This is a genomic window from Mesorhizobium sp. B3-1-6, from assembly GCF_006439555.1.
Classification (GTDB): Bacteria; Pseudomonadota; Alphaproteobacteria; order Rhizobiales; family Rhizobiaceae; genus Mesorhizobium.
On sequence record NZ_VFTM01000034.1, the window covers coordinates 45,727 to 63,856 of the forward strand.

At 64.7% G+C, this 18,130-nt stretch carries 19 protein-coding genes; 10 read left to right on the forward strand and 9 right to left on the reverse strand.

Annotation, left to right across the window (positions count from 1 at the left end; genetic code table 11):
* The first annotated feature begins 19 nt into the window (after positions 1-19).
* Positions 20-1,132, forward strand: coding sequence for a sn-glycerol-3-phosphate ABC transporter ATP-binding protein UgpC (gene ugpC / locus FJ414_RS25580; RefSeq protein WP_140647156.1), 1,113 nt, complete (start codon positions 20-22; stop codon positions 1,130-1,132).
* A 94-nt stretch (positions 1,133-1,226) separates the two neighbouring features.
* On the opposite strand, the gene FJ414_RS25585 is transcribed toward ugpC, so the two are convergent.
* Together FJ414_RS25585 and FJ414_RS25590 are read right to left on the reverse strand one after the other, a co-directional pair.
* A complete protein-coding gene (locus tag FJ414_RS25585) occupies positions 1,227-1,460 on the reverse strand; it encodes a DUF680 domain-containing protein (RefSeq protein ID WP_140647157.1) in 234 nt (77 codons plus the stop codon).
* Between the two features lie 70 nt (positions 1,461-1,530).
* The gene (locus tag FJ414_RS25590) at positions 1,531-1,737 is read right to left on the reverse strand and encodes a DUF680 domain-containing protein (RefSeq protein WP_140647158.1); all 207 of its coding nucleotides are present in this window, start codon (positions 1,735-1,737) and stop codon (positions 1,531-1,533) included.
* 610 nt (positions 1,738-2,347) lie between these two features.
* Here FJ414_RS25590 and FJ414_RS25595 point away from each other — a divergent pair.
* From FJ414_RS25595 to FJ414_RS25620, 6 genes are read left to right on the forward strand one after another with little or no spacing between them, the layout of a single operon-like run.
* Positions 2,348-2,776 (forward strand): PqqD family peptide modification chaperone, encoded by a 429-nt coding sequence (locus tag FJ414_RS25595; RefSeq protein ID WP_140647159.1) that lies wholly within the window; start codon positions 2,348-2,350, stop codon positions 2,774-2,776.
* 36 nt (positions 2,777-2,812) lie between these two features.
* The gene (locus tag FJ414_RS25600) at positions 2,813-3,889 is read left to right on the forward strand and encodes a serine kinase (RefSeq protein WP_140647160.1); all 1,077 of its coding nucleotides are present in this window, start codon (positions 2,813-2,815) and stop codon (positions 3,887-3,889) included.
* Complete coding sequence (locus FJ414_RS25605; protein WP_181181713.1) at positions 3,858-4,610, forward strand: glycosyltransferase; 753 nt, start codon at positions 3,858-3,860, stop codon at positions 4,608-4,610. The genes FJ414_RS25600 and FJ414_RS25605 overlap by 32 nt, the downstream gene beginning before the upstream one ends.
* 46 nt (positions 4,611-4,656) lie before the next feature.
* Positions 4,657-5,409 (forward strand): glycosyltransferase family A protein, encoded by a 753-nt coding sequence (locus FJ414_RS25610; RefSeq protein WP_140647161.1) that lies wholly within the window; start codon positions 4,657-4,659, stop codon positions 5,407-5,409.
* On the forward strand, positions 5,409-6,086 hold the full coding sequence (locus FJ414_RS25615; RefSeq protein ID WP_140647162.1) for a glycosyltransferase family A protein: 678 nt from the start codon (positions 5,409-5,411) through the stop codon (positions 6,084-6,086). Before FJ414_RS25610 ends, FJ414_RS25615 begins: the two co-directional genes overlap by 1 nt.
* The gene (locus FJ414_RS25620) at positions 6,086-7,558 is read left to right on the forward strand and encodes a nucleotidyltransferase family protein (protein ID WP_140647163.1); all 1,473 of its coding nucleotides are present in this window, start codon (positions 6,086-6,088) and stop codon (positions 7,556-7,558) included. Before FJ414_RS25615 ends, FJ414_RS25620 begins: the two co-directional genes overlap by 1 nt.
* A 13-nt stretch (positions 7,559-7,571) precedes the next feature.
* Here FJ414_RS25620 and FJ414_RS25625 read toward each other — a convergent pair whose 3' ends face one another.
* The 6 genes from FJ414_RS25625 to FJ414_RS25650 form a co-directional block, all read right to left on the reverse strand.
* Positions 7,572-8,318, reverse strand: coding sequence for a ferredoxin reductase (locus tag FJ414_RS25625; protein ID WP_140647164.1), 747 nt, complete (start codon positions 8,316-8,318; stop codon positions 7,572-7,574).
* A 24-nt stretch (positions 8,319-8,342) separates the two neighbouring features.
* A complete protein-coding gene (locus FJ414_RS25630) occupies positions 8,343-8,954 on the reverse strand; it encodes a molybdopterin-dependent oxidoreductase (protein WP_140647165.1) in 612 nt (203 codons plus the stop codon).
* 111 nt (positions 8,955-9,065) lie between these two features.
* Positions 9,066-10,604 (reverse strand): DegQ family serine endoprotease, encoded by a 1,539-nt coding sequence (locus FJ414_RS25635; protein ID WP_140647166.1) that lies wholly within the window; start codon positions 10,602-10,604, stop codon positions 9,066-9,068.
* Positions 10,605-10,790: 186 nt separating this feature from the next.
* Complete coding sequence (locus FJ414_RS25640) at positions 10,791-11,522, reverse strand: MBL fold metallo-hydrolase (RefSeq protein ID WP_140647184.1); 732 nt, start codon at positions 11,520-11,522, stop codon at positions 10,791-10,793.
* Between the two features lie 14 nt (positions 11,523-11,536).
* The gene (locus tag FJ414_RS25645) at positions 11,537-12,703 is read right to left on the reverse strand and encodes a diphosphate--fructose-6-phosphate 1-phosphotransferase (protein WP_140647167.1); all 1,167 of its coding nucleotides are present in this window, start codon (positions 12,701-12,703) and stop codon (positions 11,537-11,539) included.
* 235 nt (positions 12,704-12,938) lie between these two features.
* A complete protein-coding gene (locus FJ414_RS25650; RefSeq protein WP_246672502.1) occupies positions 12,939-13,607 on the reverse strand; it encodes a L,D-transpeptidase in 669 nt (222 codons plus the stop codon).
* A 333-nt stretch (positions 13,608-13,940) separates the two neighbouring features.
* Between FJ414_RS25650 and FJ414_RS25655 the strand changes: the two genes are divergently transcribed.
* From FJ414_RS25655 to xylB, 3 genes are all read left to right on the forward strand, one after another.
* A complete protein-coding gene (locus FJ414_RS25655; protein ID WP_140647169.1) occupies positions 13,941-14,564 on the forward strand; it encodes a LysE family translocator in 624 nt (207 codons plus the stop codon).
* Between the two features lie 108 nt (positions 14,565-14,672).
* Positions 14,673-15,992, forward strand: coding sequence for a tetratricopeptide repeat protein (locus FJ414_RS25660; protein WP_181181714.1), 1,320 nt, complete (start codon positions 14,673-14,675; stop codon positions 15,990-15,992).
* Between the two features lie 82 nt (positions 15,993-16,074).
* Positions 16,075-17,529, forward strand: coding sequence for a xylulokinase (xylB, locus tag FJ414_RS25665; protein WP_140647171.1), 1,455 nt, complete (start codon positions 16,075-16,077; stop codon positions 17,527-17,529).
* A gap of 227 nt (positions 17,530-17,756) precedes the next feature.
* Here the strand turns inward: xylB and FJ414_RS25675 are convergent, their stop codons facing one another.
* Positions 17,757-18,119 carry a nuclear transport factor 2 family protein gene (locus tag FJ414_RS25675; protein ID WP_140647172.1) on the reverse strand — a complete coding sequence of 121 codons (363 nt, stop codon included), beginning with the start codon at positions 18,117-18,119 and terminating at the stop codon, positions 17,757-17,759.
* Positions 18,120-18,130: the final 11 nt, after the last annotated feature.

Below are 18,130 nucleotides of genomic sequence, written 5' to 3' on the forward strand. Positions count from 1 at the left end.
ATCATTGGGAGGAGAAAACATGGCCGATGTCACGCTGAACCAGGTGAAGAAATCATACGGCAACCTCAACATTCTCCACGGCATCGACCTCGACATCAAATCGGGCGAGTTCATCGTCTTCGTCGGGCCATCGGGTTGCGGCAAATCCACCTTGCTGCGGTCGATCGCCGGCCTCGAGGAGATCACCTCGGGTGAGCTGAAGATCGACGGCGAGGTGGTGAACGACGTGCCGCCGTCGAAGCGGGGCATCGCCATGGTGTTCCAGTCCTATGCGCTCTATCCGCATATGACGGTCTACGACAACATGGCCTTCTCGATGAAGATCGGCAAGGAAAGCAAGGCCGAGATCGACAAGCGCGTGCGCCAGGCGGCGGAGATCCTGCAGCTGACCAAATATCTCGACCGCCTGCCCAAGGCGATGTCGGGCGGCCAGCGCCAGCGCGTCGCCATCGGCCGCGCCATCGTGCGCAACCCGAAGGTGTTCCTGTTCGACGAGCCGCTGTCGAACCTCGACGCCGCGCTTCGCGTCGCCACCCGCATCGAGATCGCCAAGCTCAAGGAATCGATGCCGAACACCACCATGATCTACGTCACGCACGACCAGGTCGAGGCGATGACGCTGGCGGACCGCATCGTGGTGCTGAAGGAAGGTTATATCGAACAGGTCGGCACGCCGATGGAGCTCTACAAGCGTCCGGGCAATTTGTTCGTCGCCCAGTTCATCGGCTCGCCGGCAATGAACATATTGCCGGCAAAGATCGAGAAGGCCGGCAATCCAACGGTGGTCAGCCATGTCGGCGGCCGCAAGGCGACGGTGCCGATCGCGACGCCGGCCTCGGCGAATGGCGCCGCGGTCAGCTTCGGCGTGCGGCCGGAGTATCTCGCGATCGCGACCGGCGCGGACTATCTGTTCGAAGGCAAGGTCGACTATATCGAGCAACTTGGCGAGGTTCAGCTCGTTTATGTCGATATCGGCCGCACCGACCTGCCGCTGGTGACCAAGCTGCCAGGCAATGTCGAGGTCAAGCGCGGCGAGACCCTGCGGCTCAATGCCAGCGGCGGCGATCTGCACATCTTCGACGCCGACGGCCATTCCTTCACGCTGCATCGCGAGGAAGCAAAGGCTGCCTGACGGTTAGCCGCTCCGGCTGACGCATAGCCGTTGCGGAAAAGAAGAACGGCGGGCCAAGGCCCGCCGTTCTTCGTTCGTATATCGTCTAAAGTTGTTAGCGGCCGAAGAGGCTACGGTCGCTGCCCTGAGGGGCCGACTTGTGAACGTCGTTCGACGAGTTCAACAGCTTGTAGACCGTCGAGTCGGTATTGATCGACGACGTGCGCGTGGTGTCGACGGCGGGAGCCGGCTGACTGGCGCCTACGTTACCGGTATGGCCGCTCTCCGCGGCAAAAGCAGCGCCGGAAACGGCCAACAGGGCGGCCGTGGCAAGAACGATCTTCTTCATTTCAGTGCTCCTGAATCTTGTGATCCGACCGATGCGGCGGGCGAGCCCGCCGCCGGTTCAAGGTCGGTTGTTAGTTGTTGCCGAACAGGTTGTGGTCGGCGCCCGTCGTGGCAGGCTGCTGAGTGGCCGGCGCAGGCTGGTGGACCGAAGCCGTGTAGGAAGAGTCGACCTTGGCGGCCGTCTGATTGGCTTCGTTCGGGTTGTAATGGTCGCTACCAGCGAAGGCGCTGCCAGAAATTGCCAGAAGGGCTGCGGCAGTGAGAACAATCTTTTTCATTTTTACTACTCCAGTATCTTAAGTCAGTCCGTCTAGCGGCGTGTCTTGGGAATGAAATCGCGTCGTTCGGACAACGCTGATTTGGGTGAACCGACTGCCGGATTCCAATCACGAAGTTTTTCCGTCTGGACCATGAATCCGCATCTTGAAGTTTTCATAAGCATGCCTATGACTTTATTTTTATTGAATAAAATCAATATTTTATTCCAATTTGGCGGTTGGCTCACCAAATGTATCGGAGCACCGGCGTTCACACTGTCCTGCACGCACCGTCAACAGAAACGAACCGTTCAGTTCGATTTTAGAATCCCCTAATAGTCACTTTTCGATACTATTAACCATTCTACCGCCGTTCCAAGGGCCGATTCGGCCCGCATCGGGCCCGTGTTCCGACCGAAGGCCAAAAGCGGTGTTCGTGCCGAAAGCGCCGCGGCTGCCCCTTGTCGACGCTCGAGATCGAGACTCGAACCGCGAACTAAACCCCGAAAGGTCGCGGTGGCGCCGGCACGCCCTGCCTTGCAAAGCAAGGACCGAGTGTTTACAGGCGTTGTCCAGGGGTCAGGCAACGATACCGGCAGCCGCCGGCTGGAATTGCAGCGGGGTCCACGACATGCCTCTTTCCGACGTCTATGCCGTTGCGAGCAAGGACATTGTCTTCGAATCCTTCGACGGCGAGGCTGTCGTGCTCGACCTCTCCAACGGCAAGTATTTCGGCTTCTCCGATTCCGGCAGCAAGGTATGGCAGGCGCTGGCCTCGGGTGTCGGTACCGAGGCGCTGATCCGATCGGCGGCGTGCGCTGCCAGGATCGACGCCGCCGCGCTCGAGTCCTTCATTGGGCAGTTGGTCGAGTTTGGGCTGCTGTCGCCTTCCGGCGCAACGCCGCTGCCCTCTTCCGACGATTTGCCGGCGGCGCTGGCGGCGGCGCGCGAGCCGCTCAATGTCAGCGTCCATGACGATCTTGCCGACCTCATCACCGTCGATCCGATCCACGAAGTCGAGGAACCGCTCGGCTGGCCGGCCGTCAAGCAGGTTTCCTGAGCGACCGGCGAAGGGCGAGGTCAGCTGGAACAGACCATGCCACGCGTCACGCTCGAGACCCTGCCGAACTACGCCCGCTTCCTCCTCGCCGCCGCCGAGAGCGCGGCCGGGCAATTCCCGGTCCAGCGGACTGTCCGCCTGCCAGGGCTGGAATTGATCGCGCATCTCGAGCCCGGCGCGCTCGCGGATGCCCTTGGCCAGGCTTTCATCGAAGCCGGCGGCGATCCGCGGGACTCCCGCCAATGCCATGTCTTCATCGGCCATCCAGGCGTCGGCGGCATGCCGGTGCCGGCACGCTGGGGCGATGCGCATTTCACCGAACACGGCTTTGCCCAGAAACTCGCCGAGGCGGGGCTGCGCGGCCATCATTACCATGATCTGGATTTCTGGCAGGTCTACGACCCCGACCGACGGATCGGCGTCCAGCTGATGCGGTCCCCCGACGCGTTTCCGCCCTGGGAGCAAGGGGCGCCGCTGCGCGCCTTCCTGCATTGGGAATACGCCGCAGGCGGCATGCGCCTTGCCCATGCCGGCACGCTGGGCCTCGATGGCAAGGGCGTGCTGCTGGCCGGCGCCGGGGGCGCGGGAAAATCCGGAACCGTCGTTGCGGGACTGCTCAACGGGCTGGACAGCGTCGGCGACGACTATGTGCTGATCGACCTTTCCGGCGGCGTGACCGCGCGACCGCTGTTTTCGATCCTGAAACAGGATCCGCACGGTTTCGCCCGGCTCGGGCTGGGAAGGCGGCTGGGAACCGGCCGACCGCTCAACTGGCAAGGCAAGCATGCCTTTCACATTAACGAGATCGCGCCTCGGCCAGTACGCGCGAGTCTGGACATTTCCGCGTTGATGGTGCCACATGTCAGTGGCGGAAAGACGAGTTCGATCGCACCGATTTCGCGCAAGGATGCGCTCATCGCGCTGGCGCCCTCCGGCATTGCCCAGATGCCCGGGGAGCGGGAAAGCGGGTTTCGCTTCTTCAGCGATCTCACACGCTTGCTGCCATGCTACCGGCTTTACCTCGGGACGCATCCGGAGGAGATCGCCGGCACGATTGCGGATTTCCTTGCGCGGGCGCCCGATGAAGCTGAGCGTGATCATGCCGGTCTATAACCGCGAGCGCTTCGTCGTCCCGGCCCTGCGCTCGCTGCTGCGGCAGCGCGACGCCGTCGACCTCGACATCATCGTGATCGACGACGGCTCGACGGACGGGTCGGCCGAGGCGGTTCGCGCGATGATGGACGAGAACGCCTGCATACGCCTGTTCCAACACGCTCATATGGGTGTTGCCCGAGCCCGTAATGCCGGTCTGCGGCAATTGCCGGCGGACGCCGGCTTCGTGTCCTTCCTCGATTCCGACGATATTTCCCTTCCCGGCCGTTTCGAGGCCGACCTCGCTCATTTCGAAACGCATCCCGGCCTCGATCTGACCTACTCGCTAATGACGCTGGTCGACCGGATCGACGACGAGACGTTGGAGCCGGCCGCGAACAGCCATATCTTGACGCTTCGCGGGCTCTCGCTGTGCACCGCCCTGTTCGGCCGGGCGCTTGTCGATCGCATCGGCTGGTTCGACGAGGAGTTCGAGTTGTCAGAGGACACAGACTATCTGCTGCGCGTCTTCGAAACGGGTCCCCGTTACGAGCTGCTGGACAACGTCGCGATCTACTACCGGCGTCATGCAGGGAACGCGACACGGCAAAATGACGGCAGGCTCCGCGACCATCTGCGGGCGATCCACAAAGCGATGCGGCGGCGCAGGGCGGATCCGTCGCTGCGCGAGGCTCCGGGCATTTTCGAGTATAAGAGCCCACCCAGCTGGCAGGGTATGTGATGGACGCCGGGGGGCTGGACCACACAAGACAGTTCGGGGGTCACGGATGAAGCTCTCCGTGATCATGCCGGTTCACAACCGCGAGACTTACGTCGGCGCAGCACTCCGCTCGCTGCTAAGACAGCGCGACGCCGCCGATCTCGACATCGTCGTGATCGACGACGGCTCGACCGACGGTTCGGCTCAAGCCGTGCGCGCGATGATGGACGAAGCATCCTGCATCCGGCTGTTTCAGCAAGAGAACATGGGCGTGACCCGGGCGCGCAACAGCGGACTGAGACAGCTCGAGCCGGAGGCAGAGCTGGTGTCCTTTCTGGATTCCGACGACATCTCGCCAGCCGGGCGCTTCGCCGCCGACATAGAGCTTTTCCGGAAGGATCCCGCTCTCGATCTTACCTATTCCAGGATGATGCTGGTCGACAGGATCGATGACCAGACGCTGGAGCCGGCGAAAGACTGCAACAGCATCACCATTCGCGGCATTCATCTGTCGGCCGCGATCTTCTCGCGCCGTTTGGTCGACCGGCTCGGCGATTTCGACGAGGACTTCGTCCAGGCCGAAGATACGGACTTTCTGCTGCGCAGCTTCGAGGTCGGCCCCCGATACCTGCTCCCGGACACGCTGGCGCTTTATTACCGGCGGCATGCCGGCAACATGACTAGGCAGGAAGACGTCCAGGCGCGCGAGTTCATGCGCGCGATCTACAAATCGATGAAGCGCCGCAGGGCCAACCCGTCGCTCAAGCCGATCGAAGGCATTTTCGAACTGAAGAAACTCGCGGACTGGCGGTTCATGTGATGAGCGGATACGGCGTCGTCATTCCGGCCTACAACGCCAGCGCCACGATCGCCGAGACGCTGCGATCAGTGGCGGCGCAGACGACGCGGCCCGAGCTGGTCGTGGTGGTCGACGACGGCTCGACCGATGATATTGCCACTGCTGTCGACGGCATCGACCTGCCGCTCAAGCTTTTGCACCAGGACAATGCCGGGCCGGGCAGCGCGACCACCCGCGGCATCGCCGCGCTGTCGACGCCCTTCATCGCCACGCTCGACGCCGACGACCTTTGGCTGCCCGGAAAGATCGCGGCGCAGCTTGCCCATCTCGAACGGCTTCCCGGGACATCGGGGGTCTTCACCCATATACGCAGTTTTCGCGACGGAGAGCCCGATGCGATGGCCCCGTCCGCAACGCCCGGCTGGTCGCGCTCGACGATGCTGATGCGCCGAGCGGCCGCGGAGAGCGTCGGACCGATGATCGACCCGCCGGGCGGCCGTGGCGAGATGATCGACTGGATCGCCCGGGCGCGGGAAAGCGGTTTTGTCCTCGACATGATGCCTGACATCCTGGCGCTGCGACGCATCAGGCCGGGAAGCCTGTCCTACGGGCGCGATACGGCACGCGACCGCGGCTACCTGGAAGTGGCACGGCTGGCCATGCTGCGACGGGCGCAAAGCAAGGCCAGCTCCAGCTGATGGCGAATATCCGTCGCATCGGCAAGCGTTTTCCAGACTATGGCTGGTCCTGGCCGACCGGCTCGCTCGACCAATTGCTCAAGGCAGCGCTTCTGCCCGACGAAGAGGCGGCGCGCCTTTGCGCCGAAAGGTGGCTGGACGAGAACGACATCGACCGTGTCTCCTTCCGGGAGCACCGGCTGCTTGCCGCTATTTCCGACAGGTTCGGGCGCAAGCTTGCCGGCCACGCCGCCCATCCGCGCCTCGTCGGCCTGCAGAAGATGCTGTGGACCAAGTCGCGCATGGCCATGCGCGAGGCGGAGCCGGCGTTGAAGGCAATGGTCGATGCCGGCTGCGCGGTTATGCTGATCAAGGGCGCCAGCCGCATCGCGCTCGACGCCGCCGCGCAGCGCGGGCGCGTGGCGCACGACATCGATATACTGGTGCGCCCCGACGATATGCAGCCGGCTTTCGATGTGCTGCGCGACCGCGGCTGGCAGATCGCCACCGGAGTTTCCTCGCAATATCTGCGCACAAGGCTGGCATCGCTGCGCTCGATGAATTTCTTCAAGGGCAATTACGGCGACATCGACCTGCATCAGCTCGCCTATGACGGCTCGCAGCAGAACGCCGAGGACGACCTCGCGATCTGGCGCCGCGCGATTGCCGCCAGGTTCAGCGACGTCAGCGTGGTCGTCCCCTCGCCCGCCGACCGCATCGCGCTCGCCATCGCGCATGGCGGCCTCGACGCGCATACGCATAGCGACTGGCTGGTCGACTGCACCGTGGCCATCGAAGGCGGCGATGTCGACTGGGCGCTATTCCTCGACGTCATCGCCAGGCGCGGTCTCGCCGTCGCCGCGGCGGTGGCGCTTTCCTACCTCGCGCTGGAGATCGGCATCGCGGTGCCGGAAGCCGTCCTGGCGCAGGTGGTGGGCATGGCCGACCGGCGCGGCGCGGCGCGCCTGTCATCCGTCCTGCAGGCCAAGCCGCGTACCGATTTCGGCGCGCTGACCTGGCTGTCGCGGGGGTTTGCGAAGCAGCTGCGCCTGCGGCGCAAGAAAGGCCGGCTGAAGCAGACCGAGCCGGACATCGTGTGGCGCGGCAAGTCCATGGCGGCGAAGGCAGCCGGCGGGCCTGCTGCATTTGTGCTCTCGCAAACCCTGGATGAGCCGCAGGGGGAAGCCGGCGAGATGATGCTCGATCTCGTCGTGCGCATCGTCGTTCCGCCGGTCAGGCGACGCATCGAAATGGAGATCAATGCGGGCGACCGGCATGTGGCCCGGCTGCGCTCGATGGCGATCAGCCGTTCCGGCGGCGAGCGGATGCTGCGCTTTCGCGGCAAGGTGAAGCTTGACCGGACGGGGCGGACCCTGGTGCTGGAGGCGCGGCCGTCACGGCAGTTTCGCGTCTGGGACAACGAGCAGGCCGTCGCCACCTATGGCGCGCTGCCTTTCCAGCTCGTTTCGGCAAGATTCTCCCGACCCGGCTGAGACGAGGCTCGCCTCAGACGCCATAACGCTCGGTGCGGATCAACCCCGCCGGAACGCCGGCGCCGATCAGCGCGTCGGCGGCGGCCGATACGAATGCATTCGAGCCGCAGACATAGGCGAGCCTCGGCGTCTTCGGCAGACGCTCGATGGCCTGCGCCATCATGCGGGCGTCGACGCGCCGGGAATAATCGGACGGTCGCCTCGCCGGCTCGCGGGTCAGCGTCAGCACCAGATCGAATCCGTCGCGACGATCGTCGAGGCCGACCAGCTCGTTGCGGAAAATCACCTCGTCCCAGACCCGCGCCGAGAACACCAGCGCGACGGGCACCGCATTGTTGCGCAGCGTGCGATGGCGCAGCATCGCCATCAGCGGCACGACGCCCGAGCCGCCGCCGACCAGAAGGATCGGCCCGCCGTCGCTCTCCTCCCAGATGAAATGGCCGCCCAGCGGCCCGCGCAGCTCGATCTCGTCGCCGACTGCCGCCACGTCGTGGAAGAAGGGCGAGACCTCGCCGTCGTCGAGCCGTTCGATCGCGAGCTCGATGCCGTCACCTGTTTCCGGTGCCGAAGCGATGGAATAGGAGCGGCGCGCCTGATAGCCGTCCGGCGCCGTCAGCCTGATGTCGACATGCTGCCCTGCAAGATGGGCGAAGGGCCGCGACGGCTGGAACCAGAAGCTGGTGACGCGCGGCGTGCGCTTTTCGATGCGGGCGATCGTGGCTGCCTGCCAGGGCGATTGCGGCGACGGCTCGGCGGTCATCGATTGCTGCTCACAGATCGCCCCTCACGGGTCACTGGAATAGCGCTGCTCGCGCCAGGGATCGCCATACATGTGATAGCCGCGCAGCTCCCAGAAGCCCGGCTCGTCGCGTTCGGTGAACTGCAGCCCGTTCACCCATTTGGCCGATTTCCAGAAATAGAGATGCGGCACCAGGAGCCGCGCCGGCCCGCCATGATCTGATGTGATCGGCTTGCCCTCATAGAGCAGCGCCACCATCGCCTTGCCGGTGACGAGGTCCTTGGTCGGGACATTGGTGGAATAGCCGTCGAAGGACAGCGCCAGCGTATAGGCGGTCGGCGGCTCGATGCCGGCGTCGGCAAGGATGTCGTCGATCATCACGCCTTGCCACGGCGTGTTGAACTTGGTCCAGGCCGTCACGCAATGGATGTCGCGCGTCACCTTGCTCTGCGGCAGTGCGTTGAATTCGGCCCAGTTCCATTTCTTGATCGGCCGCGGCCCCTGCTTGAGGGTGAAGGACCAGTCCTCGGCGCGCACCCGCGGCGTCGGCCCGGCCGACAGAACCGGGAAACCCTGCTCAAGATACTGGCCGGGCGGAATGCGCGCGTCGGTGTCGGAAGGAGGACGCCGTCCGGAAAAGAAACCACGCGTAACCATCGAGACATCTCCTGCGCCGGCAGAAACGATCGGCGCAGTGTTCTCGAAGATATCGCCACGGGCAACAGGAATCTCGGCGACCTGCCGGTTTCCGGCAGGTCGCCATGATTGTCAGCCGGCAGCGAAAGGCACCGCCACGAAGATCTGCGCGTCACCGCGATCGATCAGCAAAAGCACCGACTTCTTGCCGGACTTGCCTGCCTCGGCGATCGCCTGGTTGGCTTGCCTGGCGGTCTTCACCGGCATCTGGTCGACGCCGACGATGACATCGCCGGGCTGGATGCCGGCGACCGAAGCCGCCTTGTCCGGATTGACCCGCTCGACCACCGCGCCGCGCTGGTTGCCGGCAAGGTTGAGCTGGTCGCGAATATCGGGCGTGAGGTCGGTCAGGCCGAGGCCAAGCGAGGGAACGCGCAAGCCCTGTTCGGCCGACGGGCTGCGGCCTTCATTGCCGTTCGACGCCGTCTTCTGATCGTCAGCGTTGCGGCCGACATCGGCGGAAATCTGCATCGCCTTGCCCTTGCGCCAGACATCGAGCGTTTCCTTGGCGCCCGGCGACACGTCGGCGACGGCGCGCGACAGATCCTTCGGATCCTTGATCTCCTGGCCGCCGAAGCCGGTGATGACGTCGCCGGTCTCGATGCCCGCCTTGGCAGCCGGCGACCCGTCGGTGACCTGGGAAACCAGCGCGCCGCCCGGATGATCGAGGCCGATGGCGCTGGCGACATCCTGAGTGACCGGCTGGATCTGCACGCCGAGATAGCCATACTCGATGTCACCGCCCTTCATCAGCTTGGCGACGACCTTCTCAGCCTGGTCGGACGGGATGGCAAAGCCGACCCCGACACTGCCGCCATTGGGCGAATAGATCGCCGTGTTGATGCCGATGACATTGCCGTTGACGTCGACCAGCGGGCCGCCGGAATTGCCGTGATTGATCGGCGCGTCGATCTGGATGAAGTCGTCGAACGGGCCGCTATGCAGGTCGCGACCGCGCGCCGAAACGATGCCGGCGGTGACCGTGGTGCCGATGCCGAACGGGTTGCCGATCGCCAAAACCTGGTCGCCGGTCATCAGCTTATTGGAATCGCCCCATTTGACGGTCGGCAGAGGCTTGTCGGCCTTTATCTTGAGCACCGCCAGATCGTTCTTGGCGTCGTGGCCGACAAGCTTGGCGGGAAGCTCGGTACCGTCGTCGAGCGTCACCTTGATCGAGCTTGCGCCGTCGATGACGTGATTGTTGGTGACGATGGTGCCGTCCGCGCCGACGATGAAGCCGGAGCCAAGCGCCTCGGCGCGCTGCCCCTGCTGCTGCGGCGGCGACTTTGGCATCGGCATGCCCTGGTCACCGAAGAACTGCTGGAAGAACTGGTCGAAAGGCGCATTGCCGCCGAGCGGCGAGCCCTCGTCCTGTGGCTGCGCCTTCATCACCGAAGTGATGGTGACAACGGCCGGCTTGGTGACGGCGATGATCGGCGCGAAGGAGCCGTTCGGAGCCGTGATGCCGGCGACGGGCGTCTGCGTGGTCGCGGCCACGGTGCTGAGGCCGGCATTGCTCTGGGCGAAGGAGACGATGACGGGCGAAATGATCAGCGCGGCGCCCAACAGGGCGGCGACGCGATGTCTGCGAAGAATGCTTGAGGGTGACATGGTCGTTCTGTCCGGGCGAGCGTTGATCCGGCGTCGCGGGCGCTCCCACGGGATCGTCCGTCGACGTGCCGATGACCGGATTTGCCTGTCTCGCCGTGCATGGCAGCCGGCCGTCTCGACAGACACGCATCTAGGACGCCTAGTTGCCATAATTAGGGTTTTGAGGCGACCTTACGAAGATTTAATTCAGAGGGCGCTTACGAACCGCTCCCGGCGGCGCAGGTAGGACGAGGCCATTTCGCGCATGCGGGCGGCATCGAAGCTCGGTCCGTGGCCGCCATGGCCGATGCGGATCGGCAGGTCGAGCAGGCGCTGCATGGTGCGGCAATAGACCGTGCGGTCCGAATCCGGCAGATCGTCGATCAGCATGCCGTCATAGATGGCGTCGCCGGCGAAGAACAGGCCGTCGGTCTCGTCGAAAAGCGCGATCGAGTCCGGCGAGTGTCCAGGCAGATGCAGCACGCGGAATTTCCGGTCGCCGAGATCGACGATATCGCCCTCGTCGAGCGCACGGGTCAGCGGGGCGGGAGGAATGCGATAGTCAGCCGCCGTCCAACCCTGAGCCGGCAGCTTCGAGACGGCGCCGTCGAGATTGTGGAACATATAAGCGTAGGTGACGGCATCATCCATGTTTTCGAATTGCGCAGCGCTCATCTTCGGCCCCATGCGCAGCGGGAACTCATGCAGCGAGCCGACATGGTCGAGATGGATGTGGGTGGCGACGACGATGAGCGGCTTGCCGGCCGGCGTGTCGATCTCGGACGCCAGGCGGCAAATACCCATGCCGGTATCGACCAGCAGGTCCGCGTCGCGACCCTTCAAATGCCACATATTGGCGCGCACGAAATCATGCACGAAGGGCTCGGTCAGCATCGTCGTGCCGGCATCGACTTTCGCCGTGCCGAACCAGTCGCCCATCTCAAGCTCGCTCATCAGACGAACGGCTTCCCGACCTTGTATTTTTCCGGCACCAGCCGCTTCAGGTAGGCCATGCCGGCTTCCGAAAGCTGGTTCAAGTCCGGCTGCATGAAATCGTCGGGCATGTGGCGCGTCTTGCCGGCCACCGCCTTCAGCGGCACCTTCTTCAGCACGCTCTTCGACCCGTCATACTGGATCGCGACCGAGCCGCCGCCTTCCCCGGCGACGGCAACCGCGAAGGCGCCGGCGTCGAAGGCTTCCTTGGCGTCGACGGCGCTGATCGCGCCGATATAGCCGCGCGGCATGTAGCCCAGCGCATCGACCCGCGCGCGCTTGCCCGGCAGGCCTTCGGCCAGAGCGCGTTCGAGCGCCGCCGGCAGATCGCTGCCCGACAGTTTGACGTTGCCGTGCTGGTCGCGTTCGAGCTTTTCCGGCGGCACCAGGCTTTCGACCAGCGCCTTGCCGTCGGCGGTGCTGACGCCTTCCGAGACGGCGACGATGCAGCGCTTGTGACGATCGAGCTTTTCGCGCACTTCATCGATGAAGCGCTTTGCCGAGAAGGCGCGCTCGGGCACGTAGATCAAATGCGGGCCGCTGTCGGGATCGAGCTGCCAGGCGGCCGCGGCAGCTGTGAGAAAGCCGGCATGCCGGCCCATGACGATGCCGACATAAATGCCGGGCAGCGCACGGAAATCGAGATCGACCGACAGGAACGCGCCGGCGACGAATTCGGCGGCCGAGATGAAGCCCGGCGTATGGTCGTTCTCCTCGAGGTCGTTGTCGATGGTTTTCGGCGCGTGCACGAAGGCGATCGAGCCGCCGGCGGCATCGGTCAGGATCTGCTGGGTGCCCGAGGTGTCGTTGCCGCCGATATAGATGAAGGCGTCGGCGCCGGCCTTCTTCAAGCCGTTGAGGATGACCTCGCAATAGGCGGCGTCGGGCTTGTCGCGGGTCGAGCCGAGGGCCGCGCTCGGCGTGCCGGCAATCAGCCTGAGCCGATCCTCGGGGATGGCGGAGAGGTCGACATAATTGCCGTCGCGAATGCCGCGCACGCCATGGATCGAGCCCAGCACCTTGGCGCCGGGATGACGCCTGCGGATTTCCAGCGTGGCGCCGACGACCGTCTGGTTGATGACGGCGGTCGGGCCGCCGCCCTGCGCGATGACGAAGGTTTCAGCCATGCTTTTTCACTCCCTAGAGCATGATGCCGAAAAGTGTGAAGCGGTTTTCGGACGACATCATGCTCTAATTCTTTGATTTGGAGACGGATTCAGATTTCAGGTCGAACAGACCTGAAATCATCCGGCTCTAGACGAAGGCTTTCAGGGCACCTTCGCCTGTCTTGCGGCATCGCGCAACGGAAGAAGCGGAAGCATGATCCTGAAAGTGGCGGCCGCACAGGCCGCCCGAAAAAGATCAGACCACGACGACCGGGTTCTTCTTGGAAACGCGGCTGTAGAGATCGATGATGTCCTGGTTGATCAGGCGCACGCAGCCCGACGACATCGCCTGGCCGATGCTCCACCATTCCGGTGAGCCATGGATGCGGTAACCCGTGTCACTGCCGTTCTGGTAGATGTAGAGCGCCCGGGCGCCGAGCGGGTTGGTGAGGCCGCCGGGCTGGCCGCCCTGCCATTTCACCAGCTCCGGCTTGCGCTGGATCATTTCCGGCGGCGGCGTCCACACCGGCCATTCCTTGCCATACTGGATGTTGGCGCGGCCGGACCAGCGGAAGCCGTCCTTGCCGATGCCGACGCCATAGCGGATAGCGTCGCCGCCCGGCTGGATCAGATAGAGCATGCGCTCCTCAAGATGGACGACGATGGTGCCGGGCGCCTCGCCGGTCTTGTCGACGACGATCTGGCGACGGAACTGCGGCTTGACCTTCCGCCACGGCACCTCCGGCACCTGGAAACCGCCATCGTTGAGCGAGGCGTACATGACGTCGGGGCCGGTGATGTTCTTGTCGACGCTGATCGCCGGGCGCATGGGCGGCACGGAACCGGTGACGGTGTTGTCGATCTGCATTTGCGGCAGGTCGAGCGTGTCGGTGGTGCTGCAGCCGGCAAAGCCGAGCAGCGCCATGGCGCCGGCGCCGGAAAGCACGGCGCGGCGGGAAAGCTGAATTTCGGTCTCGATTGCGGCGCCGTTGGAAGGCGGCGTCAGACTTTGCGGCAACTCGCGCATGCACCAAACCCTACGCTGCCGGCGGGAAGCACGGTCCGGCCGGATAGCGGGTATTTTCCTCATTCATGGTTGAAAAAGCGTGAAAGACCTTGCGCCGGCCTTAACCCTAACGCCTGGTTGCTTTGGGCTCCCACGCACATAGCCGCTGACGAAGAGTTTTCCGCATCGGCTCTTTACATTCCCGGGCGACCCCAGGATTTATCCTTTTCTTTGCGCTCAAGGAGCAGGGAAATGTCCTTCGAAAACTGGGCCGCCTTCGCCGCCGCCTCGTCCATCCTTCTCGTCATCCCCGGCCCGACGATCCTGCTGGTCGTCTCCTATGCGCTCGGCCAGGGCTGGCGCACCGCGCTGCCGATGGCGGTGGGCGTGGCGCTGGGCGACTTCACCGCCATGACGCTGTCGATGCTCGGCATCGGCGCGCTGCTCGCGGCTTCGGCCGCGGTGTTCACCGTGCTCAAGGTGATCGGCGCCGGCTATCTCATCTATCTCGGCATAAAACTGTTCCGCGCCGGCGGCGCGCTGAAGGCCGAGCCGCGCACCGACGCGGTCTCGGCGGCAAGGATGATGGCGCATGCCTGGCTGGTGACGGCGCTCAACCCGAAGAGCATCACCTTCTTCGTCGCCTTCCTGCCGCAGTTCCTCGACCGGCACGCCGACTTCTGGACGCAGATGCTGATCTTCGAGACGACCTTCCTGACCTTGGCTTTCGCCAACGCCTTCGGCTACGCGCTGGTTGCATCCAGGGCCCGCGCGATCGTGCGCAACCCGAAGGCGATCCGCATCTTCAATCGCACCGGCGGCACGCTACTGGTCGGCGCCGGCATCGCCACGGTGGCGATGCGCTCCAGCAGCTAGGCCTGGGGCAAAAGCAAGGCAGATCACGTCTCCGCGGTTGGCGGGTTGGTACGGGTTGCTCTAGGATCGGATCCCGACCGAAAAATCGTCGATAGCGAGGACGTAATGATGGAGGACGCATTCGGCCTGGCTTACTCGGGCGCGACTGAAGCCGGGTTCCCGTCCTATGCCCGCGCCGTGCATGAGCTGCAATGCTTCGTCGGCGACCCGGTCGCTACAATCGACCGCGCCATCGCCGACGATCCCGGCTTCGTGATGGTGCATGTGTTCAAAGGCTATCTGTTCGGCCTTGCCACGGAGCGGGAGGCGATGGCCGTCGTGCGATCCTGTCATGCGGCGGCGCAGCCGCTTGCCGGCACCACGCGCGAACAGGCACATGTCGCCGCGCTCGGCCATCTCGCCAATGGCCACTGGCATGAAGCCGCGCGCATCCTCGAGGACATCGCGATCGACACCCCGCACGACGCGCTGGCGCTGCAGGTGGGGCACCAGATCGACTTCTTCACCGGCAATGCGCGCATGCTGCGCGACTGCATCGGCCGGGCGCTGCCGGCCTGGCAAAAAGGCATGCCGGGCTACCACGCCATTCTCGGCATGCAGGCCTTCGGGCTGGAGGAGATGGGCGATTATGCCCGTGCCGAATCCTTCGGCCGGCAGGCTGTGGAGATCGAACCGCGCGATGGCTGGGCGCAGCATGCGGTCGCGCATGTCATGGAGATGCAAAGCCGACAACGAGACGGCATCGCCTGGATGCGCGCCGATCCCGACGCCTGGTCGAAGGACAGCTTCCTGCAGATCCACAATTGGTGGCACCTGGCGCTGTTCCATTACGATCTCGGCGAAACCGACGAGGTGCTCAAGCTCTATGACGGGCCGATCTATGGCGACCCCTCGACATTGGTGCTCAACATGGTCGATGCCTCGGCGATCCTGTGGCGCCTCACTCTGGGCGGCGTCGATGTCGGCGACCGCTGGGCGGCGCTCGCCGCCAACTGGATCCCGAAAGCCGCCGCCGGCAATTACGCCTTCAACGACGCGCATGCGATGATGGCCTTTGTCGGCGCGGGACTGGAGGCGCCGGCCAAGACGCTGCTCGAGGCGCAGCGCGAAGCGATGCGCGGCAGCGACGACAACGCCGCCTTCACGCGCGATGTCGGACATCCGCTGACGCTTGCGATCAAGGCCTTCGGCGAAGGCAATCACGACGAGGCAGTGCGCCTGATCCGGCCGATCCGCTCGATCGCGCATCGTTTCGGCGGCAGCCATGCGCAGCGCGACGTGATCGACCTGACGCTGATCGAGGCCGTTCTGCGCGCCGGCGATACGGCGCTCGCGCGGGCGTTGACCGCCGAGCGGCAGCTGGCGCGGCCGGAAAGCCCGCTGTCGGCGCTGTTCGCGCGGCGCGCCGCCGATTTGTCAGAGAATTGACCCGGGACGGATCTTGCCCTAAAAACTGGCCAAGCCAGATTTTTTCGAGATCCGAAAAAATTAACGGCATTGGGAGGAAACCATGTATCTCGGCCTCGACCTGGGCACATCGGGCGTCAAGGCGCTGCTGATCGACGACGGCCAGAAGGTCATCGGCTCCGGCCACGGATCGCTCGATGTCTCGCGGCCGCATCCGGGCTGGTCGGAACAGGATCCGGCGCATTGGATCGAGGCCTGCGAGGCGGCGATTGACGAACTCAAGACTTCGCATCCGAAAGAGCTGGCCGCGGTCAAGGGCATCGGCCTTTCCGGCCAGATGCATGGCGCCACCCTGCTCGATGCATCGGACAAGGTGCTGCGCCCCTGCATCCTGTGGAACGACACGCGCAGCCATGTCGAGGCGGCCGCGCTCGATGCCGATCCGCGCTTCCGCAAGCTCACCGGCAACATCGTTTTCCCGGGCTTCACCGCGCCGAAACTAGCCTGGGTGAAGGAACACGAAGCCAAGATCTTCGCCGCCGTCGCCAAGGTGCTGCTGCCCAAGGATTATCTGCGGCTCTGGCTGACTGGCGAGCATATATCCGAAATGTCGGATTCGGCCGGCACCTCGTGGCTCGATGTCGGCAAGCGCAGCTGGTCGGCCGAATTGCTGGCGGCGACGTCGCTCGACGAAAAGCACATGCCCTCGCTGGTCGAAGGCACAGCCAAGGCCGGTGGGTTGCGCAGCGAACTGGCCGCAAAATGGGGCGTCGCGGCGGGCATTCCGGTTGCCGGCGGCGCCGGCGACAACGCGGCCTCGGCCTGCGGCATGGGCACGGTCGGCGCCGGCCACGCCTTCGTCTCGCTCGGGACGTCGGGCGTGTTGTTTGCGGCGAACGCCTCATATTTGCCCAACCCGGAAAGCGCGGTGCACACTTTCTGCCATGCGGTGCCCAATACATGGCACCAGATGGGCGTCATCCTGTCGGCCACCGATTCGCTCAACTGGCTATCGGAAATCACCGGAAAGGGCGCCGGCGACCTGACGCGTGAACTCGGCGATGCGCTGAAGGCGCCGACGGGCGTCACCTTCCTGCCCTATCTTTCGGGCGAGCGCACGCCGCACAATGATTCCGCCATCCGCGGCTCCTTCACCGGTATCGCGCATGAATCGAGCCGGGCGGTGCTGACGCAGGCGGTGCTCGAAGGCGTCGCCTTCGCTTTCCGCGACAGTCTCGAGGCCCTGAAGAAGGCCGGCACGGAGCTGACCCGGGTGACCGCGATCGGCGGCGGCTCGCGCTCGCGCTATTGGCTGAAGGCGATCGCCACCGCGTTGCAGGTGCCGGTCGATATTCCCGCCGACGGCGATTTCGGCGCCGCCTTCGGCGCGGCACGGCTGGGGTTGATCGCCGCGACGGGTGCTGATCCGTTGGCCGTGTGCAGAGCGCCGGCGACTGATGCGACGATCGAGCCGGACGCAAGCCTGGGTGGCGCCTTCGCGGATGCCTATCAGCGCTATCGCGCGCTTTATCCGGCGATCCGGGCGGTAACTGCGTGAGCAGGCGCGAGGCACCTAGTAGTTGCATGGGTAGGCGCGAGGCACCCCCCTCTGCCCTGCCGGGCATCTCCCCCGCAAGGGGGGAGATCAGCAGCTTCAGCGCCACTGCACTTTTTTCAACGCTTGCGATTGGCGAAGGCCTGCGTGACAGCCAATCTCCCCCCTTGCGGGGGAGATGGCCGGCAGGCCAGAGGGGGGTGCCTCGCACCGCCCCTCCGAAATTAGCCTCACTGCGCCGGAACCTTATCCAAAAACCCGGTGACGCTCTTCAGGCGGCCATCCTCGATGACGCCGATATCCGTTCCCTCGATGACGGATTCCGTGCCTTCGGGTCCCAGATTCCACGAGAAGCGGATGCGGTCGGCGAAACCGTCCGGCTCGCCTTTCAGCGAGAAGCGGAAGCCGGCAAAGCGCTGCTGCACGCCGTCGATCAGTGCCGCGACGCCGGCGTGGCCGTCGCCCCGCATGACCGGGTCGTGATAGCTGACATCCTTGGTGAAGGCCGCGTCGAGCAGCGCCTTGCGGCGGGCCGCATCGCTCTCGTTCCAGGCGGCGATGTAGTTGCGGGCGATCGTGTTGAGGTCGGTCATTGTATCATCCT